This is a genomic window from Microbispora sp. CA-102843, assembly GCF_050936215.1.
Classification (GTDB): domain Bacteria; phylum Actinomycetota; class Actinomycetes; order Streptosporangiales; family Streptosporangiaceae; genus Microbispora.
In genome coordinates, this window is record NZ_JBNJNF010000001.1 from 726,743 (window position 1) to 751,181 (window position 24,439).

General features: G+C 71.3%; 27 protein-coding genes. 18 read left to right on the forward strand and 9 right to left on the reverse strand.

What is annotated here, in order from left to right; translation table 11 throughout:
- Window positions 1–15: 15 nt before the first annotated feature.
- Window positions 16–276, reverse strand: coding sequence for a DUF2530 domain-containing protein (locus ACQEVJ_RS03495; protein WP_433097074.1), 261 nt, complete (start codon window positions 274–276; stop codon window positions 16–18).
- A 136-nt stretch (window positions 277–412) separates the two neighbouring features.
- Here ACQEVJ_RS03495 and ACQEVJ_RS03500 point away from each other — a divergent pair, with 136 nt between their 5' ends.
- The 3 genes from ACQEVJ_RS03500 (at window position 413) to ACQEVJ_RS03510 (ending at window position 2,869) form a co-directional block, all read left to right on the forward strand.
- On the forward strand, window positions 413–1,876 hold the full coding sequence (locus ACQEVJ_RS03500; protein WP_433097076.1) for an NCS2 family permease: 1,464 nt from the start codon (window positions 413–415) through the stop codon (window positions 1,874–1,876).
- Window positions 1,877–1,950: 74 nt separating this feature from the next.
- Entirely contained in the window at window positions 1,951–2,433 is a 483-nt protein-coding gene (locus ACQEVJ_RS03505) for a helix-turn-helix transcriptional regulator (RefSeq protein ID WP_433097078.1), read from the forward strand.
- Between the two features lie 10 nt (window positions 2,434–2,443).
- A complete protein-coding gene (locus tag ACQEVJ_RS03510) occupies window positions 2,444–2,869 on the forward strand; it encodes a VOC family protein (RefSeq protein WP_433097080.1) in 426 nt (141 codons plus the stop codon).
- Window positions 2,870–2,932: 63 nt separating this feature from the next.
- On the opposite strand, the gene ACQEVJ_RS03515 is transcribed toward ACQEVJ_RS03510, so the two are convergent.
- Window positions 2,933–3,619: an alpha/beta fold hydrolase gene (locus ACQEVJ_RS03515; protein WP_433097082.1), complete on the reverse strand. Its 687-nt coding sequence runs from the start codon at window positions 3,617–3,619 to the stop codon at window positions 2,933–2,935.
- 74 nt (window positions 3,620–3,693) lie between these two features.
- On the opposite strand from ACQEVJ_RS03515, the gene ACQEVJ_RS03520 reads away from it, so the two are divergent.
- From ACQEVJ_RS03520 to thpR, 4 genes are all read left to right on the forward strand, one after another.
- A complete protein-coding gene (locus tag ACQEVJ_RS03520) occupies window positions 3,694–4,350 on the forward strand; it encodes a winged helix-turn-helix transcriptional regulator (RefSeq protein ID WP_433097084.1) in 657 nt (218 codons plus the stop codon).
- 106 nt (window positions 4,351–4,456) lie between these two features.
- On the forward strand, window positions 4,457–4,900 hold the full coding sequence (locus tag ACQEVJ_RS03525) for a MarR family winged helix-turn-helix transcriptional regulator (RefSeq protein WP_433097086.1): 444 nt from the start codon (window positions 4,457–4,459) through the stop codon (window positions 4,898–4,900).
- Between the two features lie 5 nt (window positions 4,901–4,905).
- A complete protein-coding gene (locus ACQEVJ_RS03530) occupies window positions 4,906–6,159 on the forward strand; it encodes an MFS transporter (protein ID WP_433097088.1) in 1,254 nt (417 codons plus the stop codon).
- Window positions 6,122–6,691, forward strand: coding sequence for an RNA 2',3'-cyclic phosphodiesterase (thpR, locus tag ACQEVJ_RS03535; RefSeq protein ID WP_433097090.1), 570 nt, complete (start codon window positions 6,122–6,124; stop codon window positions 6,689–6,691). The genes ACQEVJ_RS03530 and thpR overlap by 38 nt, the downstream gene beginning before the upstream one ends.
- 100 nt (window positions 6,692–6,791) lie before the next feature.
- Here the strand turns inward: thpR and ACQEVJ_RS03540 are convergent, their stop codons facing one another.
- Both ACQEVJ_RS03540 and ACQEVJ_RS03545 read right to left on the reverse strand, forming a co-directional pair.
- Complete coding sequence (locus tag ACQEVJ_RS03540; RefSeq protein WP_433097092.1) at window positions 6,792–7,760, reverse strand: aldo/keto reductase; 969 nt, start codon at window positions 7,758–7,760, stop codon at window positions 6,792–6,794.
- A 51-nt stretch (window positions 7,761–7,811) separates the two neighbouring features.
- Window positions 7,812–8,381: a helix-turn-helix transcriptional regulator gene (locus ACQEVJ_RS03545; RefSeq protein ID WP_433097094.1), complete on the reverse strand. Its 570-nt coding sequence runs from the start codon at window positions 8,379–8,381 to the stop codon at window positions 7,812–7,814.
- Between the two features lie 255 nt (window positions 8,382–8,636).
- Between ACQEVJ_RS03545 and ACQEVJ_RS03550 the strand changes: the two genes are divergently transcribed.
- The 3 genes from ACQEVJ_RS03550 to ACQEVJ_RS03560 all read left to right on the forward strand — a co-directional run bounded on the left by ACQEVJ_RS03550 (window position 8,637) and on the right by ACQEVJ_RS03560 (window position 11,058).
- The gene (locus tag ACQEVJ_RS03550; RefSeq protein WP_433097096.1) at window positions 8,637–9,605 is read left to right on the forward strand and encodes an FAD-dependent monooxygenase; all 969 of its coding nucleotides are present in this window, start codon (window positions 8,637–8,639) and stop codon (window positions 9,603–9,605) included.
- 37 nt (window positions 9,606–9,642) lie between these two features.
- Complete coding sequence (locus ACQEVJ_RS03555; protein WP_433097098.1) at window positions 9,643–10,224, forward strand: TetR/AcrR family transcriptional regulator; 582 nt, start codon at window positions 9,643–9,645, stop codon at window positions 10,222–10,224.
- Window positions 10,225–10,305: 81 nt separating this feature from the next.
- Window positions 10,306–11,058, forward strand: coding sequence for an SDR family NAD(P)-dependent oxidoreductase (locus ACQEVJ_RS03560; protein WP_433097100.1), 753 nt, complete (start codon window positions 10,306–10,308; stop codon window positions 11,056–11,058).
- Here ACQEVJ_RS03560 and ACQEVJ_RS03565 read toward each other — a convergent pair.
- The gene (locus ACQEVJ_RS03565; RefSeq protein ID WP_433097102.1) at window positions 11,050–12,024 is read right to left on the reverse strand and encodes a helix-turn-helix transcriptional regulator; all 975 of its coding nucleotides are present in this window, start codon (window positions 12,022–12,024) and stop codon (window positions 11,050–11,052) included. The genes ACQEVJ_RS03560 and ACQEVJ_RS03565 overlap by 9 nt on opposite strands.
- Before the next feature lie 62 nt (window positions 12,025–12,086).
- Between ACQEVJ_RS03565 and ACQEVJ_RS03570 the strand changes: the two genes are divergently transcribed.
- Together ACQEVJ_RS03570 and ACQEVJ_RS03575 are read left to right on the forward strand one after the other, a co-directional pair.
- Complete coding sequence (locus tag ACQEVJ_RS03570) at window positions 12,087–13,208, forward strand: epoxide hydrolase family protein (RefSeq protein ID WP_433097104.1); 1,122 nt, start codon at window positions 12,087–12,089, stop codon at window positions 13,206–13,208.
- A gap of 94 nt (window positions 13,209–13,302) precedes the next feature.
- Window positions 13,303–14,352 carry a hypothetical protein gene (locus ACQEVJ_RS03575; RefSeq protein WP_433097106.1) on the forward strand — a complete coding sequence of 350 codons (1,050 nt, stop codon included), beginning with the start codon at window positions 13,303–13,305 and terminating at the stop codon, window positions 14,350–14,352.
- A gap of 142 nt (window positions 14,353–14,494) precedes the next feature.
- Here the strand turns inward: ACQEVJ_RS03575 and ACQEVJ_RS03580 are convergent, their stop codons facing one another.
- The gene (locus ACQEVJ_RS03580; protein ID WP_433097108.1) at window positions 14,495–14,929 is read right to left on the reverse strand and encodes a CBS domain-containing protein; all 435 of its coding nucleotides are present in this window, start codon (window positions 14,927–14,929) and stop codon (window positions 14,495–14,497) included.
- Between the two features lie 63 nt (window positions 14,930–14,992).
- Window positions 14,993–15,355 (reverse strand): hypothetical protein, encoded by a 363-nt coding sequence (locus ACQEVJ_RS03585; RefSeq protein ID WP_433097110.1) that lies wholly within the window; start codon window positions 15,353–15,355, stop codon window positions 14,993–14,995.
- 91 nt (window positions 15,356–15,446) lie between these two features.
- On the opposite strand from ACQEVJ_RS03585, the gene lhgO reads away from it, so the two are divergent.
- Genes lhgO through ACQEVJ_RS03600 form a run of 3 tightly spaced genes read left to right on the forward strand, consistent with a single transcriptional unit; the run spans window position 15,447 to window position 18,770 of the window.
- Window positions 15,447–16,631 (forward strand): L-2-hydroxyglutarate oxidase, encoded by a 1,185-nt coding sequence (lhgO, locus tag ACQEVJ_RS03590; protein WP_433097112.1) that lies wholly within the window; start codon window positions 15,447–15,449, stop codon window positions 16,629–16,631.
- 18 nt (window positions 16,632–16,649) lie between these two features.
- Window positions 16,650–17,372 carry a response regulator transcription factor gene (locus ACQEVJ_RS03595; protein WP_433097114.1) on the forward strand — a complete coding sequence of 241 codons (723 nt, stop codon included), beginning with the start codon at window positions 16,650–16,652 and terminating at the stop codon, window positions 17,370–17,372.
- 3 nt (window positions 17,373–17,375) lie between these two features.
- Window positions 17,376–18,770: a HAMP domain-containing sensor histidine kinase gene (locus tag ACQEVJ_RS03600; protein WP_433097116.1), complete on the forward strand. Its 1,395-nt coding sequence runs from the start codon at window positions 17,376–17,378 to the stop codon at window positions 18,768–18,770.
- A gap of 211 nt (window positions 18,771–18,981) precedes the next feature.
- On the opposite strand, the gene ACQEVJ_RS03605 is transcribed toward ACQEVJ_RS03600, so the two are convergent.
- Window positions 18,982–19,110 carry a hypothetical protein gene (locus tag ACQEVJ_RS03605; RefSeq protein ID WP_433097118.1) on the reverse strand — a complete coding sequence of 43 codons (129 nt, stop codon included), beginning with the start codon at window positions 19,108–19,110 and terminating at the stop codon, window positions 18,982–18,984.
- Between the two features lie 74 nt (window positions 19,111–19,184).
- The gene (locus ACQEVJ_RS03610) at window positions 19,185–21,092 is read right to left on the reverse strand and encodes an efflux RND transporter periplasmic adaptor subunit (protein WP_433097120.1); all 1,908 of its coding nucleotides are present in this window, start codon (window positions 21,090–21,092) and stop codon (window positions 19,185–19,187) included.
- 145 nt (window positions 21,093–21,237) lie between these two features.
- Between ACQEVJ_RS03610 and ACQEVJ_RS03615 the strand changes: the two genes are divergently transcribed.
- Genes ACQEVJ_RS03615 through ACQEVJ_RS03625 form a run of 3 tightly spaced genes read left to right on the forward strand, consistent with a single transcriptional unit; the run spans window position 21,238 to window position 24,424 of the window.
- The gene (locus ACQEVJ_RS03615; RefSeq protein ID WP_433097122.1) at window positions 21,238–22,392 is read left to right on the forward strand and encodes an efflux RND transporter periplasmic adaptor subunit; all 1,155 of its coding nucleotides are present in this window, start codon (window positions 21,238–21,240) and stop codon (window positions 22,390–22,392) included.
- Window positions 22,389–23,144, forward strand: coding sequence for an ABC transporter ATP-binding protein (locus tag ACQEVJ_RS03620; protein ID WP_433097124.1), 756 nt, complete (start codon window positions 22,389–22,391; stop codon window positions 23,142–23,144). The genes ACQEVJ_RS03615 and ACQEVJ_RS03620 overlap by 4 nt, the downstream gene beginning before the upstream one ends.
- Window positions 23,141–24,424, forward strand: coding sequence for an ABC transporter permease (locus tag ACQEVJ_RS03625; protein ID WP_433097126.1), 1,284 nt, complete (start codon window positions 23,141–23,143; stop codon window positions 24,422–24,424). The genes ACQEVJ_RS03620 and ACQEVJ_RS03625 overlap by 4 nt, the downstream gene beginning before the upstream one ends.
- Window positions 24,425–24,439: the final 15 nt, after the last annotated feature.

The following is a 24,439-nucleotide window of genomic DNA, read 5'->3' on the forward strand; positions in this document are numbered from 1 at the left end:
TCAGTCACTCTGACTTCAGGGACGGCGGGGTTCTGATTCGCCGACTTCGGCGGCGGGGGCGGACTCGCGCAGCCGGGCGTCGCGGCGGCGGATGTAGAGGAGCCCGAACAGGCCGAGGCCGATCCCGGCGACGCACACCCAGATCGGCCGCGGGTCGGCCGGTCTGACCACCAGCAGCACGACGGCCAGGGCGATCAGCCACAGGGCCGTCCCGACCAGGATCGTGAGGGTGTCCCTCGTCCTGAGAGGCATGGGGTCCGGCCGGCGCTCGCTCACGCCAGCCAGCTTAGAAGGTCGCGCGAGCGAGCCGGTATCTTCATGACAAACCGGTCACGAAAGGACAACGCTGCTCCCCTGGCTCTTTCCGCGGATGGTAAGGGCCTGCGACTCTGCGCGCGTGAATGCGAACCCCATGAACACCCCTAATTTCCTCGATCGATACTTCTCCATCTCAGCCCGTGGATCCTCCGTCGGCCAGGAGGTCCGCGGCGGCATCGCCACCTTCTTCACGATGGCCTACATCGTGGTGCTCAACCCGATCATCATCGGCACCGTCGCCGACAAGACGGGCCAGTTCCTCGGCGACGGGAACAACCCCAACATCCCGCTGGTCGCCGCGGCCACCGCGTTCGCCGCCGGCATCCTCACGATCATCATGGGCGTCTTCGGCCGGGTGCCGTTCGCCCTGGCCGCCGGCCTCGGACTGAACGCCTTCCTCGGCTTCGGCATCGCCAGCCAGATGTCCTGGGAGGACGCGATGGGCCTGGTGGTGCTGGAGGGCATCGTCATCGCGATCCTCGTGTTGACGGGCTTCCGCGTGGCGGTGTTCCACGCGATCCCGGCACAGCTCAAGACCGCGATCAGCGTCGGCATCGGCCTGTTCATCGCGCTGATCGGGTTTGTGGACGCCGGGTTCGTCCGGCGCATGCCGGACGCGAGCGGCACCACCGTCCCGGTCAAGCTCGGCGCGCTGGGCAACGGCTCGCTGACCGGCTGGCCCACGCTCGTCTTCGTCGTCGGCCTGCTCGTGACGGCCTTCCTCGTCGCCCGCAGGGTCAAGGGCGCCATCCTGATCGGGATCGTCGGCACCACCGTGCTCGCCGTGATCGTCGAGGCGATCGGCAAGATCGGGCCGCAGATGCCCGATGGCAGCAACCCCAACGGCTGGTCGCTCAACGTGCCCGCGTGGCCGAAGAACTTCATCGAGCTGCCCGACCTGTCGCTGCTCGGCCAGTTCAGCCTGTTTGGCAGCTTCGCCAAGATCGGCGGCCTGGCGGCCGTGATGTTCGTCTTCACCCTCATGCTCGCCGACTTCTTCGACACGATGGGCACGATCGTCGGCGTGGGCCGCCAGGCGAACCTGGTGCAGGAGGACGGGACCGTCGAGCGCACCAAGGAGATCCTGCTGGTCGACTCGCTCGCGGCGGCGGCCGGCGGCGCGGCCAGCGTCTCGTCCAACACCACCTACATCGAGTCGGCGGCCGGCGTCGGCGAGGGCGCGCGTACCGGTCTGGCGAGCATCGTCACCGGCGTGCTGTTCCTGCTGGCCATGTTCTTCGCCCCGCTGACGGAGATCGTGCCGTTCGAGGCGGCGACCCCGGCCCTCGTGGTCGTCGGCTTCCTGATGATGACCCAGGTCAAGGAGATCGACTTCAGCGACTTCGAGACCGCGATCCCCGCGTTCCTGACCATCGTGCTCATGCCGTTCACGTACTCGATCACCGCCGGGATCGGCGCGGGATTCGTGAGCTACATCGCCATCAAGGCGTTCCGCGGCAAGGCGCGCGAGCTCCACCCCCTGATGTGGGCGGTGGGCGCGCTGTTCGTCGTGTATTTCGCGCTGGAGCCCATCAAGAGCCTGCTCGGCCTGGGCTGACCTGCGCTTTCCGGGAGGCCGCCGCGGCGACACGCCGCGGCGGCCTCCTCGTTTTTCCAGGTTAGGGTCGTGACGTGGCATTGAGGGGACGGCGGACGGTGCCGGTGGAGCTGCTGCCGCGGCTGCGCCTGGCCAGGGACCGCATGGACCGCGACTACCAGAGCGAGCTCGATCTCGACCGGCTGGCTGCCGTCGCCGGGGTCTCCAAGTTCTACTTCGTCCGCTGCTTCGAGGCGGCGTACGGCGAGACGCCGATGCGCTACCTCACCCGGCGACGGCTGGAGCGCGCCCAGGACCTGCTGCGTTTCGCCAACCTGACCGTGACCGAGGTCTGCATGGCTGTGGGGTTCAGCAGCCTGGGGTCGTTCTCGGCCAAGTTCCGCCGGATGGTGGGGGAGAGCCCGAGCGAGTACCGCGACCGGTGGGCGGCGCGCGGCGGCCCCCGCGTCCCCGGCTGCTTCCTGTTCATGAACGGAGTGCTCGACCTGGGCGGCGCGCCGAAGCGGGACAACGATTGTGCAATTTTGGAGAAGCCCAGGTCAGAGGGGTCGAAGTAGCGTCTGGCGCATGATTCGGAACGTCTCCTTGATCACGCTCTACTGCCGGGACCAGGACGAGGCCCGCGACTTCTACGTGGACGTCCTCGGCTTCGTCCCCAACGCCGACGTCCAGTTGGACGGGTTCCGCTGGGTCACCATCAACCACCCCGACCACCCGGAACTCGAGATCACGCTGATGAAGCCGGGGCCGCCGCTCGACGACGAGGGCGCCGACTTCTACCGCAGGCAGCTCGACAAGGGCCAGGCCGGCGCCCTGGGGCTGCGCGTGGACGACTGCCGCAAGACCTGTCAGGAGCTCACGGCCAAGGGCGTGACGGTCCTGCAGGAGCCCGCGGATCGGCCGTACGGGGTGGAGGCGGTCATCCGCGACAACCAGGGCAACTGGCTCGTCCTGGTCGAGCCGAAGGAGTTCAGGCCGGAGGACTTCGCCTGACGCGAAGTACGCACGAGGCCCGGCCCCCCACGCGGGGACCGGGCCTCCCGCACGCAGAGGGGTTCAGAGGTAGGACACCAGCCTGTCGGCGAGCTCGACGGGACGGCTGAGGGCGACCAGGTGACCGCCGGGCATCTCGTCCACCTCGATGCCGAGCCGTTCGCGGACCACCCGGCGCTGGAACTCCAGCGGGAACAGGCGGTCTTCGCGGCCCTGGAGGAAGCGCGTCGGCACGTCCGGCCACCTGTCCAGCCGCCACTGGCGCGTGAACGGCGTGCCGGACTGGACGGTCTCGCCGTCGGCCAGGATCTTCCGTGTCACCTCGGGTGGCACATCGTGGAAAAAGTGGATCAGCGGGTCGACGCCGTCGCTCGCGGCGCGCCCCTCGCGCGCGGCCTGCTCCGCCATCGCCTCCGCCTGCCCCGTGGCGTCCCACCACTCTCCGGCCGTCTCCCCCGGTCGGGGAGTCATGGCGTTCAGCAGCACCACCAGGGCGACCGGCAGTCGCAGGCACACCAGCGGCGCGGTGTAGCCGCCCATCGACTGGGCGACCAGGACCGGCCGGGGCGTGTCCCCTACGGCCTTCACCACCACGTCGGCGTACTCGTCGAACCCCGCGGAGTCGTCGGCGGCCGGCAGTTCCACGGGGATGGCCTCGTGACCTCGGTTGCGCAACTCGGGAACGAGCCGGTGCCAGTAAGAGGCGTTGCCGCCCGCCCCCGGGATGAGCACGAACGTCGCCATGCTCATCGCCCCCGTCTTGTCGAGTTCATGCTCCTAATTTAGGAGTAAATGATCCTGTAAAACAAGCCTATGCTGACGGCATGGCCGGCAAGAGGGAGTACGACGATCCGTGCGGGGTCGCCCGCGCGCTCGACGTCGTGGGTGAGCGGTGGGCGCTGCTGGTGGTGCGTGAGCTGCTGCTCGGGCCAAAACGGTTCGGCGACCTGAGCCGCGGACTGCCGGGCATGAGCCCCAACGTGCTGAGCCAGCGGCTGCGTGAGCTGGAACAGGCCGGTGTCGTACGCCGCCGCAGGCTGGGCCCGCCCGCCGCCGCCCAGGCGTACGAGCTGACCGAGCGGGGGCGGGAGCTGGACGACGTCCTGCTCGTGCTGGCGAGATGGGGCAGCAGGGCGCCGCTGACCACTGGGGCGAGGCTCGGCGTGGACGCCCTGGTCCTCGCGTTGCGGACGACCTTCGACCCGGCGGCGGCGCAGGGGTGGGCGGCGCGGTGCGAGCTGCGGATCGGGGACGACCGCTTCGACGCCGTGATCGGTCCCGACGGCTTCCGGGTCGTGCGGGGCTGCGCCGAGCGGCCCGGCGCGGTCGTCACCGCCGATCCGGAGGTGTTCCGGGCCCTGGTGTTCGGCGGACGGCCGCTCGCCGCCGCGATAGAGGCGGGCGAGGTGCGGGTGGAGGGGGATCGCCGCATGGCCGAACGCTTCCTCGCCTGCTTTCCACGCCCCGTGCCGGCGTCCTGATCGCCCTCGGTTCCGCGCCGGTACGGTGTGTCGCGATCGACGTGCAGAGCCGGACGATTTGGAGGAATGCGGACATGCGCCATATAGTTAGCAAAGGTAATGAGTCATGCTAACGAACGCCCAGAACTTGCGCAGCGACGCCGCTCTCGCGTCCGCCTTGCGCGTATCCCTCGCGCGGCTGACGCGACGGATGCGCAGGCAGGCCGCACACCACTCACTGACGCCCACACAGCTCGCGACGCTCGTCGCCGTAGAGCGCCACACCGCGATGACCCCCGGCGAACTCGCGGAGCACGAGAAGGTGCAGCCGCCCTCGATGACCCGCGTGATCGCCAAGCTGGAGGCCCGGGGTCTGCTGGAGCGCGAACCTCATCCGACCGACCGCCGGCAGGTGACGGTGAGCGTGACGCCGCAGGGGGCGGCGCTGCTCAAGGAGGAGCGCCGAACGAAGGAAGCCTGGCTGGCGCAGCGGCTCAAGGACCTGACGCCGGAGGAGAGGGCGACGCTGCGAGCGGCGGCGCCGATCCTGGAGAAGCTGTCCACGATGTAGGCGGCATGTTCCGCTCGCTGCGGAACTACAACTACCGCCTGTTCGCCTCCGGCGGCGTGATCTCCAACGTCGGCACCTGGATGCAGCGCACCGCCCAGGACTGGCTGGTCCTCGACCTCGCGCACGGCCGCGGCTCGGCGCTCGGCGTCACCGTGGCGCTGCAGTTCCTGCCGACGATGCTGTTCGGGATGTTCGGCGGGGTGATCGCGGACCGCTACCCCAAGCGCCGGATCCTCATGGCGGCCCAGACGCTCATGGGGCTGCTTGCGCTCACCATGGGCGTGCTGGTCCTCACGGGGACGGCCCAGGTCTGGCACGTGTACGCCATGGCGTTCACGCTCGGCCTGGTGTCCTGTGTCGAGGTGCCCACGCGGCAGTCGTTCGTGGTCGAGATGGTGGGCCGGCGGGACCTGCCGAACGCCATCGCGCTGAACAGCTCGACCTTCAACCTCGCCCGGGTCGTCGGCCCGGCGGTGGCCGGCCTGCTGATCTCCTGGATCGGCACCGGCCCGATCTTCGTGCTGAACGCCGCGTCGTTCGCCGCAGTGATCACCGGACTCGCGCTCATGCGGGTGTCGGACCTGCGCTCGCCGGAGCCCGTGCCGCGGGGCAAGGGCCAGCTCCGCGAGGGCCTGCGCTACGTCGGCGGCCGGCCCGACCTGCTGCTGCCGCTGCTGCTCGTGGCGTTCATGGCGATCTTCGCGCAGAGCTTCTCGACCAGCATCGCGCTGATGGCCAAGCAGGCGTTCGGCGCGGGCGCGTCCTCCTTCGGCGTGGCGTCCAGCGCGTTCGCCGTCGGGGCGTTCGGCGGGGCGCTGCTGGCCGCGCGCCGGGTCAAGCCGAGCCGCAGGTTTCTGATCGCCGGGGCGCTGTGCTTCGGGCTGTTCCAGGTCGTCGCCGGGCTCGCGCCCGCGTACGCGGCCTTCCTGCTGATGCTCGTCCCCGCGGGCATGGCGATGATCACGGTCAACACGACCGCGAACACGATGGTGCAGCTCGGCGCCTCGCCTGAGATGCGCGGCCGGGTCATGGGGATCTACGTGCTGGTCTTCACCGGGGGAGCGCCGATCGGGGCGCCGCTGGTGGGCTGGCTCTCCGAACTGGCCGGTCCCCGGGTCTCGGTCGTGGCCGCCGGCGTGCTGAGCATGTGCGGCGTCTGCCTGGCGGTGCTGGTGACCCGGATGGTCGCGGCCCGCGTGGCGCTGAGGGAAGAATCGGCACGTGAGCAGATTGTTCGTGGCGCTGCTGCCGCCGCCTGAGGCGCTGGCGGAGATCGCCACGGCGGTCGAGCCCGTACGCGCCGAGTGGTCGGAGCTGCGCTGGGTCGATCCCGCGCTCTGGCACGTGACCGTGGCCTTCCTCGGCGAGGTGCCCGACGAGGTCCTGCCCGAGCTGCGCGTACGGCTGACCCGCGCGGCCGCCCGATACTCCCCCGAGACGGTGTCGTTCGGCGGCGCCGGTGCCTTCCCCTCCGCCTCCCGTGGACGCATCTTCTGGGTCGGCCTGGACGCCGGGCCGGCGTTGACCAGGCTCGCCGGGTCGGTGGCGGCCGGCGCCCGGCGGGCCGGGGCGGCGGAGACGGACCGCAAGCGGTTCCACCCCCACCTCACCCTGGCCCGCTCCAGGACCCGGTCACGCCACGGCGACGACCTGCGCCCCCTGGTCGGCGCCCTGAGCGCCTTCGGCGGGCGGCGCTGGGAGGTGTCGTCGGTGCACCTCGTACGCAGCCACATCGGGGCGAGCGTGCGGTACGAGCAGGTCGAGGCGTACCCATTGGCAGTGCGCGACTAGGCTCCATGACGTGGATCGTCCTCGTCGCTGGCTGTTGCCCACGGTGCTCGCGCTGCTCGTGATCATCGTGATCGTCGGCGCACTCCTCAACAGCGCCTGATCACCAGGCGTACTCCTCCGGGGAGGTCTTGAAGCCGGGGAAGATCTCGTCGAGCCGGGCGAGCGCCTTGTCGTCCAGCTCGATCTCCAGCGCCCGGATCGTGCCGTCGAGCTGCTCGACCGTACGGGGGCCGATGATCGGCGCGGTGACCGCCCGCTGGTGCAGCAGCCAGGCCAGCCCCACGTTGGCCGGGTCCTCACGGAGCTCGTCGCAGAACGCCTCGTACTGCTCGATCTTGTCGCGGTGCTTGTCGAGCTGGGCGACTATGTGGTCGGCCGCCGAGCGGCCCTTGTCGATCTTGCGGAGGATGCCGCCGAGCAGGCCGCCCGCGAGCGGGCTCCACGGGATCAGCCCGAGGCCGTAGTCCTCGCAGGCCGGGATGACCTCCAGCTCGGGCGCGCGGACGATCAGGTTGTAGTGGGACTGCTCGCTGACCAGGCCGAGGGTGTTCCGGCGGCGGGCCGACTCCTGGGCCTTGGCGATGTGCCAGCCGGCGAAGTTCGACGAGCCGACGTACAGGATCTTGCCCTGCTGCTTGAGGATGTCCATGGCCTCCCAGAACTCCTCGAACGGGGTGTCCCGGTCGATGTGGTGGGCCTGGTAGACGTCGATGTAGTCGGTCTGCATCCGGCGCAGCGAGGCCTCCGCCGCCCGCCGGATGTTCAGCGCGGACAGCTTCTCCTCGTTCGGCCAGTCGCCCATCGAGCCGTACAGCTTGGTGGCGATGACCGTCTTCTCGCGGCGGCCCCCGCCCTGGGCGAACCAGCGGCCGATGATGTTCTCGGTGATCCCCTCGCCCTTCTTCCACCCGTACACATTGGCGGTGTCGAAGAAGTTGAGGCCGAGCTCGTGGGCGCGATCCATGATCGCGAACGAGTCCTCCTCGGCGGTGAGCGGACCGAAGTTCATGGTCCCCAGGCAGAGCTTGCTGACCAGCAGGCCGGTGCGGCCAAGGTGTCCGTATTCCATGCCCTCCACCCTAGGTACCTGGAGTGGACTCCAGGCGAGTCGCGACACGCGTCAGATGTGGAAGTCCCAGGTGAGGCGGCCCTCGCTCAGGTCGTCGGCGAGGCCGCGCACGAACTCCAGCTCCGAGGTGACCTGGGCCCGCTGATACTCCGACTCCACGAGGAAGAGGCGGGGCACGAAGGTCAGGCTGTCGGCGATCTCGGCCTCGAGCGCGGACAGCCGTGCCTCCAGCGCGGCGATCCGCTGCCGCAGCGCCGCCAGCGCCTCCTCCGGCGTCAGGACGGGCAGGAAGGCGAGCGCGGCGGGAAACTCGGGGAACTCCCTGGCGGGGGTGGACACCATGGTCCGCATCCACTGCTTGAGCGTCTCCCGGCCCGTCTCGGTGGCCTCGTAGACGGTCCGCTCCGGCCGGTTCTCCTCGCGGGTGGTCTCGCGGACCGCCAGCAGCCCGTCGCGGACCAGGCGCTCGATCGTCTGGTAGACGCTGTTGCGCTGCGCGACGTTGACCACGTCGTCCTGGTGCCGCTCCTTGATCATCTGCTGCATGCGGTACGCGTGCATCGGCGACTCGCAGACCAGGGCGAGCACTGCCGTGGCCAGGGGGGAGCGCCGTGTCGACATGGCGCCCATCATAGAGGCCTTGCCGTTGAATAGTCATAATATGTATAGTCATCGCATGACCAAGAGAGCACTGATCATCGGTGGCGGGATCGCGGGTCCCGTGACGGCCATGGCGCTGCAGCGCGCCGGAATCGACAGCGAGGTCTTCGAGGCCTACGACCGGGGCGCCGAGGGCGTCGGCGCCTTCCTCACGCTCGCGGTCAACTGGAGGCTCTGCGCCTGCTCGACCTGCACGACCTCGTCTGCGACCTCGGCATGGACACGCCGGTCATGGAGATCCGCAACGCGCGCGGCAAGCTGCTGGCGACCACGAGCCAGCCGAGCCGTACGCTCCGGCGCGCCGACCTCTACCAGGCGCTGCGCGACGAGGCCGTACGGCGGGGCGTGCGGATCCACTACGGCAAGCGGCTCACCGACGCCTCGGCGACCTCGAACGGGGTGCGGGCGGTCTTCGCCGACGGGAGTGAGGCCGAGGGCGACCTGCTGGTCGGCGCCGACGGGCTGCGCTCGCGCACCCGCGCTCTCATCGACCCCGGCGCCCCCCGCGCCCGGTACGTCGGGCTGCTGAACACCGGCGGCTACGCCGAGGGCGCACGGGTGCCGGGCCGGCCGGGGGTCACCAACTTCATCTTCGGCAGGCGGTGCTTCTTCGGGTACATGATCCACCCGGACGGGCGGGTGTGGTGGTTCGCCAACCCGCCGAGCCGCAGGGAGATGGCCACCGAGGACCTCGCGGCGATCACCCCCGACCAGTGGCGGGCCAGGCTCATGGACCTGTTCGAGGGCGAGACGGGGCCGATGCGGGAGATCATCGCCGCGACCCCGCACATCCTGCCCGGCTGGAACACCTACGACTTCCCGAGCGTGCCGAAGTGGTTCACCGAGCGCATGGTCATCCTCGGAGACGCGGCCCACGCCACCTCGCCGTCCTCGGGGCAGGGGGCGTCGATGGCGATCGAGGACGCCGTCGTGCTCGGGAAGTGCCTGCGCGACGTGCCGGACACGGCGGACGCGTTCGCCGCCTTCGAGAGGCTGCGGCGCGAGCGGGTCGAGCGCGTCGTGGCGCAGGGCAAGCGCAACGGCGACGGCAAGGCGCCGGGCGCCGGCGGGGCCTTCGTCCGCGACCTGATCCTTCCCGTGATCATGCGTCAGGTGGAGAAGCGGAACGCGCTGGCCTGGATGCACGACTACCGCATCACCTGGGACGACCGCGTCCCGGCTTAATTGACCGATCGTTCTCGAATGGCCTAGGGTCGAGGCCATGGCACGGACCAAGGAGTTCGACCCCGACGTCGTGCTGGAACGGGCCCTGGACCTGTTCTGGCGGCGCGGCTACGAGGCCACGTCGATGGCCGACCTGGTCGAGCACCTCGGCATCGGCCGCGCCAGCCTGTACGCCACCTTCGGCGGCAAGCACGACCTCTACGTGAAGGCGCTGGAGCGGTACGCCCAGACGCGCGACCCTGACCTCGTCGAGCTGCTGTCGCAGCCCGGCCCCGCCCTGCCGGCCGTACGAACCCTGGTCGAGCTCTACACCGAGGACTCGATCCGCGACCGCGACCGGCGCGGCTGCATGATCGTGAATGCGGCGACCGAGCTCCTGCCGGACGACGAGCCGGTCGCCCGGCTCGTCGAGACCAGTTGGACGGGCCTGGAGACGGCGCTGGCCTCGGCGCTCATCCGCGCCCGCGCCCAGGGGGAGATCTCCGCCGAGGCCGACCCCCGAGCGCTGGCGCGGTTCGTGCTCGTCTTCCTGCAGGGGCTTCAGGTGATGGCGAAGGGCCACGGCGACCCCGCCCGCCTCCGCGACGCCGCCGCCCAGGCCCTCGCGATGCTCCGCTGACCTCTCACAGTGGGCTTTCTGCATGCCCTGATTTTTGACCGTTCAGTCTTGAAAGTAGCCGCTCAGGCAAGGGAGCGAGACATGAGGTTCGCGGACAAGGTCGTGCTGGTCACCGGAGCGGGTTCCGGCGTCGGCCGGGCGGTCGCCCATGGGTTCGCCCGGGAGGGCGCCGCCGTGGTGGCGGCCGGGCGGGGCCGGGAGTCGCTGGAGCAGACCGTCAAGCTGATCGAGGCCGAGGGAGGCCGGGCCGACGCGCTCACGGTCGACGTGACCGACTCGGCCGGTATGGGCCGGCTCGTCCGGGAGATCGTCACCCGGTTCGGCCGCCTCGACGTCGCGGTCAACTGCGCCGGGATCTTCGCGGCGGGCACGGTCGTGGAGATGCCGGAGGAGGACTGGGCGCGTGTCCTCCAGGTCAACACGACGGGCGTCTTCCTCGCGATGAAGCACGAGATCGCCGCGATGCGCGCGCAGGGATCCGGCGTGATCGTGAACATCGCCTCGAACATCGGGGCCCACACGCGCAGGGCCGGGCTGGGCGCCTACGCCGCGTCCAAGGCGGCCGTCAGCGCTCTGACCCGCACCGCCGCGCTGGAGAACATTCGGGAGGGCGTGCGGATCAACGCGGTCAGCCCGGGGCCGCTGGACACCGCGATGTCCCTGCGCCCCGGCGAGATCGAGGACGACCGGGCCGCCCGGATCCGGGAATCGCTGCCGATCGGCCGCGTCGGCGGTCTCGACGAGATCGCCGGCACCGTGCTCTGGCTCGCCTCGGACGACGCCGGTTTCGCGGTGGGGCTCGACCTGGTGCTCGACGGCGGCGCCTCAGCCTGACCCCTCTGCCGCGATGGCGGTCGCGCGGGCATAGCGGGCGGTGAGGGCGCGCAGGTGGTCCACCAGTTCCGGCGGGCCGGTGACCTCGAAGTCGAGGTCGAGCAGGCCGAGGTGGACGGCGAGCGAGTTCAGGGTGTCGGCGCCGGTGGCAAGCACGCAGGTATGGCCGTCGACGTCCTCCACGACGCCGACGGCGGGATTGATCCGCGCGACGACCACCTCGGCGGGGGCGTGGACGAGCACCCGGGCGTGGTGCCGCCAGGCCGACGACGACACGCCCCGGGCGACGTACGCCGCCGCGCCGCCCTCCGGAGGGTCGCGGGGCGGGAAGCGCGGGCCGGTGGGAGTGCGCGGCGCGATGCGGTCCACCCGGAACGTGCGCCAGTCGTCGCGGCCGACGTCCCAGGCCACGAGATACCAGCGGCGGCCCCAGGACACGAGCCGATAGGGCTCGGCCACCCGGCCGCCGGAGGAGCCGTCGTGGCCGCGGTAGTCGAACCGCAGCCGTTCGCGGTCACGGCAGGCCGCGGCCAGCACGCTCAGCACGGCCGGGTCGACCGCCGGACCTGGCCGGTCGGGCGGCACGGGCTCGGTATACGCCTGCAGGGCGCCGACCCGGCGGCGCAGGCGCGACGGCAGCACCTGTTCGAGCTTGGCGGCGGCGCGCTCGGCCGCCTCCTCGACGCCCGCCACACCGGCGGCGGCCCGCAGTCCGATCGCCACGGCCACCGCCTCCTCGTCGTCGAGGAGCAGGGGCGGCATCGCCGCCCCGGCGACCAGCCGGTAGCCGCCGTCCGTGCCCCGGCTGGACTCCACCGGATAGCCGAGATCACGCAGTCGGTCGACGTCGCGGCGCACCGTCCGCTCGCTCACGCCGAGCCGTTCGGCCAGGGTCGCGCCGGGCCAGTCGCGTCTGGCCTGGAGCAACGACAGCAGGCGCAGCAGCCGCGCCGAGGTTTCCAGCATGTTCTCAGTCTGGCGGCACTTCAGGACAGAACCTGTCCGGAAGGGTCCGTAATGTCGGCGTCATGAGCGAGAACACGCAGATCGCGTCCCTGATCAGGCCTTTCCGCATCGACGTCCCGCAGGCCGACCTCGACGACCTGAAGGACCGGCTGGGCCGGACCCGCTGGCCCGACGAGATCCCGGGAACCGGGTGGGAGTACGGCGTGCCGGTCGAGTACGTGAAGCGGCTGGCCGAGTACTGGCGGGACGGATACGACTGGCGTGCCCACGAGGCCGAGATCAACCGGTATCCGCAGTTCATCACCGAGATCGACGGGCAGGACATCCACTTCCTGCACGTGCGGTCGCCGCACGAGGACGCCCTTCCGCTGATCCTGACCCACGGCTGGCCGGGCTCGATCGTGGAATATCTCAAGGTCATCGAACCGCTGACGAACCCCGAGGATCCGGCGCAGGCGTTCCACCTGGTGATCCCGTCGCTGCCCGGCTTCGGCTTCTCCGGCCCGACGAGGGAGCGGGGCTGGAACCGGTTCCGTACGGCCCGGGCGTGGGCGGAGCTCATGCGCAGGCTCGGCTACGACCGGTACGGCGCGGTGGGCAACGACGGCGGCTCGTTCGTCTCGCCCGAGGTGGGCCGGGTGGACCCCGAGCACGTCGTCGGCGTCCACGTCACGCAGATCTACTCCTTCCCCTCGGGCGGCCCGGCGGAGATGGCGAACCTCACCGACGAGGAGCGGAAGGGACTGGAGGTGCTGCAGTGGTTCTACGAGAACAAGATGTCGTTCAACATGGTCCACTCGCAGCAGCCGCAGACGCTGTCGTACGGGATCTTCGACTCGCCTGCCGGGCTGCTGGGCTGGAACACCCAGTTGTTCGGTGAGGACGTCGACGACGACTTCATCCTGACCAACACGATGCTCTACTGGGCGACCGGCACCGCCACGTCGGCGACGCGGTTCTACTACGAGGACGCGCACGCCGAGCATCCCAAGGAGCCGACGACGGTCCCGCTCGGCCTGGCCATGTTCGAGGGCGACTTCGTGTCGATGCGCACCTTCGCCGAGCGCGACCACAAGAAGATCGTCCACTGGCGGTCGTACGACGGGGGTGGTCACTACGCCGCCCACCTGCGGCCGGACGTGCTCGCCGCCGATCTGCGCGACTTCTACGACGCCCTGCGGTGACGGGCCGGCCGCACACCCGCTCCTGACCGGTTCCGGGACGACCGGGGGCATGTCGCCCGCCGCGCGCGGGACGGGCATCGGGAATGATGGCCGCATGGGGAGCACAACGGGGCGGACGCGGACGAGAAGGATTCCGCGGGCCGTCCTGGCTCTCCTCGCGGTCGCGGGTGCGGTGCTACCGGCGACGGCGGCGCGGGCGGACGACCGGGAGCGGCTGCTGTTCCGGATCCGGGACGAGCGCGTCAGCGAGTCGAGCGGCCTCGCCGTCTCGCCCACGCACAAGGGCATCGTCTACACGCACAACGACAGCGGCCACGGACCGCAGATCTACGCGATCGGCCCGGACGGCCGTACGCGGGCGACCTTCACGATCGGGAACGCCGAGGCCAGGGACTGGGAGGGCATCGCGGCCTCCACCGACCCCGTGACCGGGCGCGGCGTGCTGTGGATCGCCGATATCGGCGACAACATGGACGGCGCCTGGCCGGACGTGTCCGTCTACAAGGTCGCCGAGCCCCGGACGATGGAGGACGCGACGCTGCGGGCCGTCCGGTATCGCTTCCGCTACGCCGACGGTCCCCGCAACGCCGAAGGCGTGATGGTCGATCCCCGCACAGGCCGGCTGTACATCGTCAGCAAGGAGTTCTCCGGGGGCGTCTACGCCGCCCCAGCGAAGCTGCGCACCGACAAGGTGAACGTCCTGCGCCGGGTGGGGCCCGCGCCCCTCATGGCCACCGACGCGGCGTACGCCCCCGACGGGTCGAGCTTCGTCATCCGTACGTACTTCTCGGCGTCCGTCTACCGTGCGCCCGGCGAACTGATCGCGCACGTCACGATGCCGCCGCTCTACCAGGCCGAGTCGATCACGTACACGCGGGACGGCACGGCTCTGCTCACCGGGAGCGAGGGGAAGGACAGCCCGGTCTACCGGGTGCCGCTGCCCGTCGCCGCCCGTCCGACTCTATCGCCCAGTCCGTCCCGGGCCTCCGCCCGGCCGCGCGCGGTCGCGGCGTCGAGCGCGGAGGCGAGCGGGGCGACCGCCGGGGGCGGCCTGCCCGCCGTGCCGATGCCGGTGTTATGGGTGACGGTCGCTCTCGGGGCGATCGGGATCATCGCGTTCATCGCCTACCGCACGGGCCGCTGAGGGAGGCGGTCCGGACCATGCGCCGCTCGGCGCGGGCGATCCTCGCCGTGGCGCTCGCCGGCCACGCGGCCGCGGGGAGGGGGCATGCGAAGGGCCGGGACGCCGCTCCCGGCGGCACCCGGCCCGGAGATCGCCGCGAGAGTCAGCCCCGCGCGTAGATGCGGTGCACGAACTCCGCGAGCTTGCTGTCGGGTAGCTCCTTGGCCAGGTCGGCCTCGGTGATCATCCCGACGATCCGGTGGTTGTCGATCACCGGCATGCGCTTGATCTGGTGCTCCTCCATCTTCGCCAGGGCGTCCTCGACGCTGGCGCCGGCGTCCACCCAGACCAGGCCGCGGGCGAGCTCGCTCGCCGTGGTCTGGTCGAGGTCCTTGCCCTCGGCGCAGCACTTGATCACGATGTCGCGGTCGGTGATGATGCCCTTGAGCCGGTCGTCGTCCCCGCAGATGGGCAGGGCACCCACGCTCATGTCCCGCATCATCTCCGCGGCCCTGCGCAGGCTCTCGTGCTCGCCGATGCATTCCGCGCCCTCGTGCATGACCTGACCGGCCGTCTTGCTCACTCCCTCTGTGGTCATGACTAACCCCCGATTCCCTCTTTTAGGCTGTTATGCCCCATTTGTCCGGAAATAAGAGCGCGGTCACAGCCGGGGTAGGAAGTGCTCGCCGAGCAGGGCTCGTTCCACGAGCGTGATCGACTCGGCCAGTCGTACGAGCCGGGGGCCCTCCTGGCGGTAGGCGTCCAGGACGGCCTCGATCGCGTGCGGGGGCAGGTGCTCCTTCAGGTCCACCGCCGCTCCCCGGTATCCCTCCCTGGCCGCCTGGATCGAGGCCGCCACCTGCTGGCGGGCCATCCGGGCGAGCGCGAGCGGATGACGGCGCAGCACGCCGTACGCACGGTAGTCCGGCGGCACCGCGTCGAGCAGCCACGAAACGGCCGAGACCTCCCAGTCGGGGCTGCCAGGAGGGCGCACCTCCGGTGGCCAGCCGGGTGGCACGTACACTCCGCCATCGTACCGAACACAGGTTCGATCACCATGGAGCGGCTCCGGCTGCGACAATGTCCCGCATGCTGTTGTCGACAACCGCACCGACATGAGGATCGGGATCGTCGGCGCGGGGATCCTCGGTCTGGCCGTGGCCCGGCAGATGGCGCAGGCGGGCGCCGAGGTGACCGTGCTGGAGAAGGAGCCCCGGGTCGCCGCCCACCAGACCGGGCACAACAGCGGGGTCGTGCACGCCGGGATCTACTACCAGCCCGGCTCGCTCAAGGCGACCCTCTGCCGGGAGGGCGCCGCCATGCTGCGCGAGTACTGCGCCGAGCACGGCCTGCCGTACGACGAGGCGGGCAAGCTCGTCGTGGCCTCCACCCGGGCCGAACTGCCCGGACTGCGCCGCATCGCCGAGCGGGCCGCGGAGAACGGCGTGCCCGGCATCGCCGAGCTCGACGCGATCGGCCTGCGGGAGGTGGAACCGCACGCGGTCGGAGTCGCCGCCGTCCACTCGCCGCACACCGCGATCACCGACTTCTCCGCGGTCGCGCGCCGCTTCGCCGCCGACGTGGCCGAGGCCGGCGGGTCCGTACGGCTCTCGCGTCCCATACGCGCGATCAGGCAGACCACCGACGGCGTGGCGGTGCTGGCCGGGCCGGAGAGGTTCACCTTCGACCGGCTGATCTCCTGCGCCGGCCTCGGCACCGACGGCGTGGCGGACCTGGCGAGAGCGGGCGGCGACGTGCGGATCGTCCCGTTCCGGGGTGAGTACTACCGGCTCGCCGGTCCGGCACGCGGCCTGGTGAGAGGCCTCATCTATCCCGTGCCCGACCCCCGCTACCCCTTCCTCGGCATCCACCTGACCCGCCGGATCGACGGGGAGGTCCTGGTCGGGCCCAACGCCGTGCCGGCGCTCGCCCTGGAGGGCTACTCCTGGCGGTCGGCCTCGCTGCGCGACCTGCGGCGGATCGTCGCCTGGCCGGGCACCCGGCGGATGGCGGCCGAGCACTGGCGCACCGGACTGCGCGAGGTGTACGGCTCGCTGGCCAAGCGGGCCTTCGTGGCCGCCGCCCGGAGGTACGTGCCCGAGCTGGCCCCGGCCGACCTCGTACGCGCCGGAGGCGGTGTGCGGGCACAGGCCGTGGCGCGGGACGGCAGGCTGCTCGACGACTTCGTCATCGATGTGCGCGGGCGAATCGTGCTGGTGCGAAACGCGCCCTCACCTGCGGCGACGAGCAGCCTGGCGATCGCGCGGCACATCGCTTTAACGGTTCCCTTAACTTCCTAGGTCTAGAGTGCTGCCGCCATGGTCGCTGAATCTCCCGAAGCCCGGCTGCTGATCGTCGAGGACGAGCCGAACATCCTCGAACTGCTCGCGGCCAGCCTCCGGTATGCCGGATTCGAGGTCCACACCGCATCCAACGGCGGCGAGGCGGTCGCCGCGGCTCAGCGGCACCGACCGGATCTGATCGTGCTCGACGTCATGCTGCCCGACATGGACGGGTTCGACATCGTGCGCAGGCTGCGCGGCGGCGGAACCCACACCCCTGTGGTCTTCCTCACCGCGCGGGACGCCACCGAGGACAAGATCCGGGGCCTGACGCTCGGCGGCGACGACTACGTGACCAAGCCCTTCAGTCTTGAGGAAGTCGTCGCCCGGATCCGGGCCGTGCTGCGCCGCACCGCCGGGGACCCGATGGTCATCCCGCCGCGGCTGACCTTCGCCGACATCGAACTGGACGAGGAGTCCCACGAGGTCTGGCGCGGCGGCCGGGCCGTGCCCCTGTCGCCGACGGAGTTCAAGCTGCTCCGTTACTTCATGTGCAACGCCGGCCGGGTGCTGTCCAAGGCCCAGATCCTCGACCACGTGTGGGACTACGACTTCCGCGGCGACGCCGGGATCGTCGAGTCGTACGTGTCCGTGCTGCGCCGCAAGCTCGACAACGCCCATTCCCGGCACCACCCCCGGCTCATCCACACGCTGCGCGGCGTCGGCTACGTCATGCGGACACCGCCCACCGGCGCCTGAGCCGTGGCGGGGCGCACGCCGCTGCGGATCCGGCTCAGCGCGGCCATGCTCGCGCTGGTCGCGGTCGCCCTCGCGGTCATCGGCGTGGGCAGCGTCTCTGTGCTGCGCGACTACCTGGTCAGCCGGGTGGACATGCAGGTCGGCATGCTGGCGCGCGAGACCGAGAAACGGCTCGACCGGGGTCCGGGGGCGTTCGTACGGCTCAGGGTGCCGCCCGAGGGCCGCGTGGAGATCCGGGACACCGGTGGCAGGACGCTGCTCGCCCAGGGGGGCATGGGCGTGGAGAGCCTGCCGGGCCCCGGCACCGTGACCTCCCGGAACCCGGTGACTGTGCCGGCGGTGTCGGGCGACGGCCTGTGGCGGGCCCGGGTGGTGCCCGTCGAGGGTGTCGGCACGGTCGTCGTCGCGATGGACATGGCCTCGGTCGGGCAGATCACCGGGCGGCTCGCCCTCATCGAGGCGCTCGTCGGCGGCGCCCTGATGGTCCTGCTCGCCGTCGTCGGCGTCGTGATCGTACGGCGCAGCCTGCGGCCCCTGGGGGAGATCGAGGCGACCGCCGAGGCCATCGTCCGGGGGAACCTCGGCAGCCGGATCCCCGACCGCGACCCGCGTACCGAGGTCGGGCGGCTCGCCCGCGCGCTGAACGGCATGCTCGCCCAGATCGAGGCGGCGTTCCAGGCCCGGGCGGCCTCCGAGGCGGCGGCCCGGGAGTCGGAGGCGCGCATGCGCCGCTTCGTGGCCGACGCCTCGCACGAACTGCGCACGCCGCTCACCTCGATCAGGGGCTTCGCCGAGTTCCACCGGCAGGTGCCGGACGCCGACACCACGCGGCTGATGTCGCGCATCGAGAGCGAGGCCGCCCGCATGGGGCTGCTGGTGGACGACCTCCTGCTCCTCGCCCGGCTCGACCAGCAGCGCCCGCTGCGCACGCAGCCCGTGGACCTGCTGGCCCTGGCGGCCGACGCGGTCCACGACGCCAGGACCCTCTGCCCCGACCGCGACGTCTCGCTGGTGGTCGAGGGGGACGCGGCGCTGATCGTCTCGGGGGACGAGGTGCGGCTGAGGCAGGTCGTGGGCAACCTGATGAGCAACGCCACGACCCACACGCCCGAGGGAACGCCGATCACCGTGCGCGTCGGCAGCCTGGACGGCACGGCGTTCATCGAGGTGGCCGACAAGGGGCCCGGCCTCGCTCCCGAGCAGGCCGCCCGGGTCTTCGAGCGCTTCTACCGCGCCGACCCCTCCCGTACGCGGCCGTCCGGGGGCAGCGGCCTCGGGCTCGCGATCGTGGAGTCCCTCGTCCGGGCCCACGGTGGCGAGGTCGGTGTGGAGACGGCCCCCGGCGTCGGCGCCGCCTTCCGTGTCACCCTTCCCCTCACCCCCGAAGCCCGCACCTGACCGGAGCGGTCCGCGGAAGATCGGCGCACCCGCGCGGTCCTTGTCATTGGAGTCGAGCGGCCGCGACCAGAGGGCCCGTATCGAGAAGCATCGTCAGATCGGGCGATTCAAACCCTGGCGGAGCACCTCTTCGTGGCGTTCCGCCAGCTCGCCGACTCCCGAGTTCATCGCGCCGATGAACGACAACCGTCGCCGGCCTTCTTGCTCCGCATCAAGACCTGTCTAGGCTCTCGTTCGCCTCGACCAGCCGGAGCGCGATCGTATGCAGATCGCGGACCTGCTCGGGCCGCAGCCTGTCCACCAGAGTGTGCAGATCCTCGTAGTCGCACCTTGTGGTCACGGGAACACTGTACGTTGTCGCCGTCCATCGACCAGGAGATCGTGTCTTCACGCCGGGCGGGTAGTGAACGGGCATCAGCGGGCGGCGGGGAAGCCCTCGTCGGGGAAGGCGGTGGAGGCGGCGGGCAGGACGACCTGGTCCCCTTCGGCGAGGCCGCCCGTGATCTCCACGTAGCTGTCGCCGCGTACGCCGACCTTCACCGTACGGCGCGACTGCGTCCCGCCGTTGGCCACCGTGACCACGGCCGTGCCGTCGCCCTGGGCGCGTACGGCCTGTGAGGGGACGTAGAGCGCGTCGGCCGCCTCGCTGGTCGTCACCCGTACGGTGGCGCTCTGTCCCAGCAGCAGCCGGGCGGGGCGGCTGTTCAGGACGATCGTCACGCCGTAACGGACCAGGCGGTTGCTGGTGGTCGCGGTCGGGTCGATGTGGGCGACCGTTCCGGGGTACTCCTGCCCCGGTTGGGTGGGCATCGTCACGGTGGCCGCCTGACCGACCTTCAGGAAGCGGATGTCCGACTCGGTGAACATCGCCTGGACCTGCAGGTCGTCGAGGTCGCCGAGGGTGAGGAAGGTGCCGGAGGTGTAGCGGGAGCCGGTGGTCCCCGCGACGGACAGGATCGTGCCGTCCGACGGAGCCTTGATCCTCACGCCGGCGAGCGCCTCCTTGGCCTCGGCCAGCTCGGTCGTCGCCTGGCTGACCTGCGCCTCGGCCTGGGCCTCGGTGAGCCGGGCGCCGCCTCCCTGACCGCCTTGGCCGCCCTGACCTGCCTGGCCACCCTGTCCTGCCTGGCCACCCTGTCCTGCCTGGCCGCCGCCGAAGCCCGCGCGCCCCTGTGCGCCGCCGCCCTGTCCTTGCCGGCCCTGTTCCTGCGAGTTCTGTCCCTGCGTGCCCTGTCCCTGGCCGCCCTGGCCGGGTGCGCAGGCGGAGGAGGAACCACTGGAGGAGGGGCTCGGCTTGGCGGACGGCTGCTGAACCGGCGCCGTCGGCAGGATCGAGACGCTCACCTCGGGATTCGGCGCGGTCGCGCCGCCGTCAGCGGGGGCCGGACGGTGCGCCCTGGACGGTTTCGGGTGCGGATGCGGGCGTGGTGTGGCGGTGGGCTCCCGACTGGGCTCGGGCTTGGAGCCGCCGTGGTCACCACCCAGGTACGTCACGAGCCTGATGCTCGCCGCGCTCGCGCGGTTGTTCGCGGCGGCGGCGGCCGGTCGGCCCGAAGGCCGGGCGGTCGCGGAAGACGGCGAGGAGGGACGTGCGGACGCCTGCCCGGAAGGCCGGACGGAGGGCGTCGGACACGAGATCGGGCCACCGTTGCCGGAGCCCCCAGAGCCGCCCGTGTTCCCCGCTCCGGTTCCGCTGCCAGAGCCGCCCGTGTTCCCCGCTCGGGTTCCGCCGCCGGAGCCGCCCGCGTTCCCTGCCCCGGCTCCCGCGCCCGTTGCGCCGCCGGGGGTCCCGGCTCCGCCTGCGCTTCCCGAGCGGTTTCCGCCGGTGGAAGCTCCGGTCCCGGATCCGCCCGCGTTCCCTGCCCCGGCGCCCGCGCCGGTTCCGCCGCCGGAGGCGCGGACTCCCGAGCCGGCTCCGCCGCCGGAGGCGCCGGCTGCGCTCGTGGTGGCGGTGCCGTTCTTGACGTCGTCGAGGGTCTCCTCGGCGGCGGCGAGGGCGGCCTTTGCGGCCTCGTAGTCCTCCCTGGCGATGGTGTCGTCGATCCGGGCGAGGATCTTGCCGCGGCGGACCTTCTGGCCCACCTTGACGTAGACCTTCTCGACCGTGCCCTCGGCTCCGAACGCGAGATCGCGCACGCCGGTGTCGATCGTGTTGCCGGCGGCGGAGACGTACGACGCGACCGTGCCCCGCTTGACCGAGGCGAGCGCTATCCGGTCGGCCACGGAGGTGTCGCCGCCAGTGGCGGAGATCACGGCGACGCTCGCGATGACGATCCCCGCCAGCGCGAGCCCTCCGACGCTGAGTGGAGTGCTCGATCTCATGGCGGACATCCTGCTGACGCCACGTGACCGGTGGCTTGGCCGTACCTGAGAGTTGTCTGTGGATGCGGGACCGGACGCGGACTGTCAGCAAACCCTCAGCATCGGCCTAGGTTGCCCGAAGCGGGGTTTGCCATGGTTCGTCGTCGTGAAGCTGTCGACGAAGCGCAGGACGCTGATCATCAACGGTGTCCTGGTGGTACTGCTGCTCGGCGGGATCGCGGCGGCCTGGGCATCCGTGGGAGGCGACGCCTCCGGAAACGGCGCCGCGCCGCTGACGACCCGGGTGACCCGCGGGACCGTGCTCGCCTCGGTATCGGCCTCCGGTTCCGTCGAGAGCGCCCGGACGCGCGCCCTCGATTTCGGTACGAACGGCACCGTCGAGTCCGTCCTGGCCGAGAGCGGCGACAAGGTCAAGAAGGGACAGGTGCTCGCGCGCATCGACGACACGGCCGCCCGGGAGAGCCTGGAGGCGGCCCAGGCGAGCCTCGACGCCGCCGAGGAGGCCGACACCTCGACGGCCTCGGGCTACTCGCAGTACATCAGCGCGAGGAACGCCTACCGGTCGGCCAAGCGGGCGCTGGCGGGCACGGTGATCAAAGCGCCCTTCGCCGGGGTCGTCACGGCGGTCAACGGAGCCGAGGGCGGCTCCTCGGGCGCGTCCGGCGGCTCCGGCGGGTCCTCCCAGGGCGGCCAGGCGCAGTCGCAGGGCGGGTCCGCAGGGTCGAGCGGGACCGGCGGGTCCAGCGGCTTCATCGAGATCGCCGACCCCGCCCGCCTGCGGATCGTGGGGAACTTCACCGAGGCCGACGTCAGCAGGATCAAGGTCGGCCAGGCGGCGACCGTGTCCTTCGACGCCCTCGCCGGGGTCACCGCCGCGGGCAAGGTGACGGTGGTCGACCCGCAGCCGCAGACGAACAACAACGTCGTCCAGTACGCCGTGACGATCTCGCTGACCGACGTGCCCTCCACCGTACGGCTCGGCCAGACGGCGACGGTCCAGGTGACCGTGGGCAAGGCGGACGACGTGCTCACGGTGGCGTCCTCGGCGGTCACCACGGCGGGCGGCCAGACCACGGTGACCGTGCTGGAGAACGGCAAGCAGGTAGTGAAGCGGGTGGAGGTCGGCCTGAAGGGCGACACCACCACTGAGATCAAGTCGGGACTCCAGGAGGGCGACCAGGTGGTGCGGCCCCAGGCGTCGACGACCGGCGGGGGCGGCGGCATCCAGTTCCCCGGCGGCGGCGGAGGCGGGTTCGGCCGCGGCTTCGGCGGCGGTGGCGGCGGCGGAGGCAACCGATGAGGGCCGGCCCGCCGCCCGTGCTCGACCCTCCTGTGCTCGATTTGGGCCACGTCACCAAGGTGTACGGCGAGGGCGAGACCGCGGTGCGCGCGCTGCGCGGCGTGTCGCTCAGGGTGGAGCGCGGCGACTACGTGGCGATCATGGGCGCCTCCGGCTCGGGCAAGTCCACGCTGATGAACATCATCGGCTGCCTCGACGTCCCGTCCGGGGGGACCTATCACCTCGACGGCACCGACGTCGGCGGGCTCGACGAGCGGCGGCTCGCGGTCGTCCGCAACCGCAAACTCGGCTTCATCTTCCAGTCCTTCAACCTCATCCCCCGGATGAGCGCGCTCGCCAACGTCGAGCTTCCCCTGGCGTACGGCGGGGTCAAGGCCGCGGAGCGGCGCCGCAGGGCGCTGGCCGCGCTCGACCGGGTCGGGCTCGCCGAGCGCGTCCACCACCAGCCCAACGAGCTGTCCGGCGGCCAGCAGCAGCGGGTGGCGGTGGCCCGCGCGCTCGTCACCGCGCCGACCCTGCTGCTGGCCGACGAGCCCACGGGCGCTCTCGACAGCAAGTCCAGCGAGGACGTCATGAACATCTTCGACCGTCTCAGCGCGAGCGGCCGGACCCTGGTCGTCATCACCCACGAGGAGGAGGTCGCCGCGCACGCCAAACGGGTCGTCCGCCTCATGGACGGCCAGATCGTGGAGGACGTGCGCACCACGCCGGTCGGCGGGCTGCCCCCGCGGCTCGCGGAGGTGGCCTCGTGAACGCCGCGGAGGTCCTGCGTTTCGCCCTGCGCGGCCTGGCCGCCAACAAGATGCGCAGCGCGCTCACCATGCTCGGCATCCTGATCGGCGTCGCGGCGGTGATCCTGCTGGTCGCGGTCGGCGAGGGGTCCTCCCAGCAGATCCAGCAGAACATCCAGCGGCTCGGGGCCAACTCGCTGACCGTCACGCCGTCCACCTCGGGCGGCGGGGGCGGCCCTGGCGGCGGGTTCGCCCGCGGTTTCGGCGGGGGAGGGGGCGGCCAGGCCGGGCGGCAGAACACCGGCCCGCGCACCCAGGCCAAGGACCTGACTGTCGACGACGCGCGGGCACTGGCCGACCCGGCGAGCGTCCCCTCGGTCAAGAGCGTCTCGCCGGTCGTGACGGCCCAGTCCCAGACCGCGACGTACGAGGGGGCGAGCCACTCGATCAGCCAGCTCGTGGGCACCTACCCGAGCTACTTCGAGGCGTCCAACAAGCCGGTGGTCAAGGGCGCCTACTTCTACAACGACGACGTGCTCGCCGCGCGCAAGGTCGTGGTGATCGGGCAGACGGTGGCCGAGAACCTGTTCGGCACGGTCGATCCCCTCGGCAAGCAGATCAGCGTGTCGGGCGTGCCGTTCACCGTCGTGGGCGTGCTCAAGGAGGCCGGCTCGTCCGGGTTCCAGGACGCCGACGACGTGGCGATCGCCCCGCTGCCCGCCGTACAGCAGAGCCTGACCGGCTTCGGGCCGCTGGGACAGATCCTCGTGCAGGCGAAGAGCGCCGAGACGGTGGACGCCGCGCAGACCGAGGTCACCGAGGTGCTCAACCAGCGGCACGGCATCACCAACTCGGCGAGCGCCGACTATCGCATCCTCAACCAGGCGACCCTGCAGGAGACGGTCAGCGCGGCGACCGGGACGTTCACGGTCCTGCTCGGCGCGGTGGCCGCGATCAGCCTGCTCGTCGGCGGCATCGGCATCACCAACATCATGCTCGTCACGGTCACCGAGCGGACCAGGGAGATCGGCATCCGCAAGGCGATCGGCGCGCCCAAGGGCGCGATCCTCGGCCAGTTCCTCGCCGAGGCGACGATGCTCAGCCTCGTCGGCGGCCTGCTGGGCGTGCTGATCGCCGTGATCGGCGCCCAGTTCACGATCGCGGGCGTACAGCCCGTGATCGTCCCCACGTCGATCGCGCTGGCGCTCGGCGTCTCGGTCGCGATCGGCCTGTTCTTCGGCAGCTATCCCGCCAACCGCGCCGCCGGGCTGCGGCCGATCGAAGCCCTCCGCTTCGAGTGATGGCCGGACCCATGG

Bases quoted from the DNA above. Each gene is read 5' to 3' on its own strand.
- ACQEVJ_RS03530 (WP_433097088.1), top strand. From the start codon at position 4,906: ATGTTCCGCTCGCTGCGGAACTACAACTACCGCCTGTTCGCCTCCGGC.
- ACQEVJ_RS03540 (WP_433097092.1), bottom strand. From the start codon at position 7,760: ATGGAATACGGACACCTTGGCCGCACCGGCCTGCTGGTCAGCAAGCTC.
- ACQEVJ_RS03575 (WP_433097106.1), top strand. From the start codon at position 13,303: ATGGGGAGCACAACGGGGCGGACGCGGACGAGAAGGATTCCGCGGGCC.
- ACQEVJ_RS03565 (WP_433097102.1), bottom strand. From the start codon at position 12,024: ATGCTGGAAACCTCGGCGCGGCTGCTGCGCCTGCTGTCGTTGCTCCAG.
- ACQEVJ_RS03500 (WP_433097076.1), top strand. From the start codon at position 413: ATGAACACCCCTAATTTCCTCGATCGATACTTCTCCATCTCAGCCCGT.
- ACQEVJ_RS03560 (WP_433097100.1), top strand. From the start codon at position 10,306: ATGAGGTTCGCGGACAAGGTCGTGCTGGTCACCGGAGCGGGTTCCGGC.
- ACQEVJ_RS03515 (WP_433097082.1), bottom strand. From the start codon at position 3,619: ATGAGCATGGCGACGTTCGTGCTCATCCCGGGGGCGGGCGGCAACGCC.
- ACQEVJ_RS03555 (WP_433097098.1), top strand. From the start codon at position 9,643: ATGGCACGGACCAAGGAGTTCGACCCCGACGTCGTGCTGGAACGGGCC.
- ACQEVJ_RS03525 (WP_433097086.1), top strand. From the start codon at position 4,457: ATGCTAACGAACGCCCAGAACTTGCGCAGCGACGCCGCTCTCGCGTCC.
- ACQEVJ_RS03595 (WP_433097114.1), top strand. From the start codon at position 16,650: ATGGTCGCTGAATCTCCCGAAGCCCGGCTGCTGATCGTCGAGGACGAG.
- ACQEVJ_RS03550 (WP_433097096.1), top strand. From the start codon at position 8,637: ATGGACACGCCGGTCATGGAGATCCGCAACGCGCGCGGCAAGCTGCTG.
- ACQEVJ_RS03520 (WP_433097084.1), top strand. From the start codon at position 3,694: ATGGCCGGCAAGAGGGAGTACGACGATCCGTGCGGGGTCGCCCGCGCG.
- ACQEVJ_RS03580 (WP_433097108.1), bottom strand. From the start codon at position 14,929: ATGACCACAGAGGGAGTGAGCAAGACGGCCGGTCAGGTCATGCACGAG.
- ACQEVJ_RS03510 (WP_433097080.1), top strand. From the start codon at position 2,444: ATGATTCGGAACGTCTCCTTGATCACGCTCTACTGCCGGGACCAGGAC.
- ACQEVJ_RS03570 (WP_433097104.1), top strand. From the start codon at position 12,087: ATGAGCGAGAACACGCAGATCGCGTCCCTGATCAGGCCTTTCCGCATC.
- ACQEVJ_RS03545 (WP_433097094.1), bottom strand. From the start codon at position 8,381: ATGTCGACACGGCGCTCCCCCCTGGCCACGGCAGTGCTCGCCCTGGTC.
- ACQEVJ_RS03620 (WP_433097124.1), top strand. From the start codon at position 22,389: ATGAGGGCCGGCCCGCCGCCCGTGCTCGACCCTCCTGTGCTCGATTTG.
- ACQEVJ_RS03610 (WP_433097120.1), bottom strand. From the start codon at position 21,092: ATGAGATCGAGCACTCCACTCAGCGTCGGAGGGCTCGCGCTGGCGGGG.
- lhgO (WP_433097112.1), top strand. From the start codon at position 15,447: ATGAGGATCGGGATCGTCGGCGCGGGGATCCTCGGTCTGGCCGTGGCC.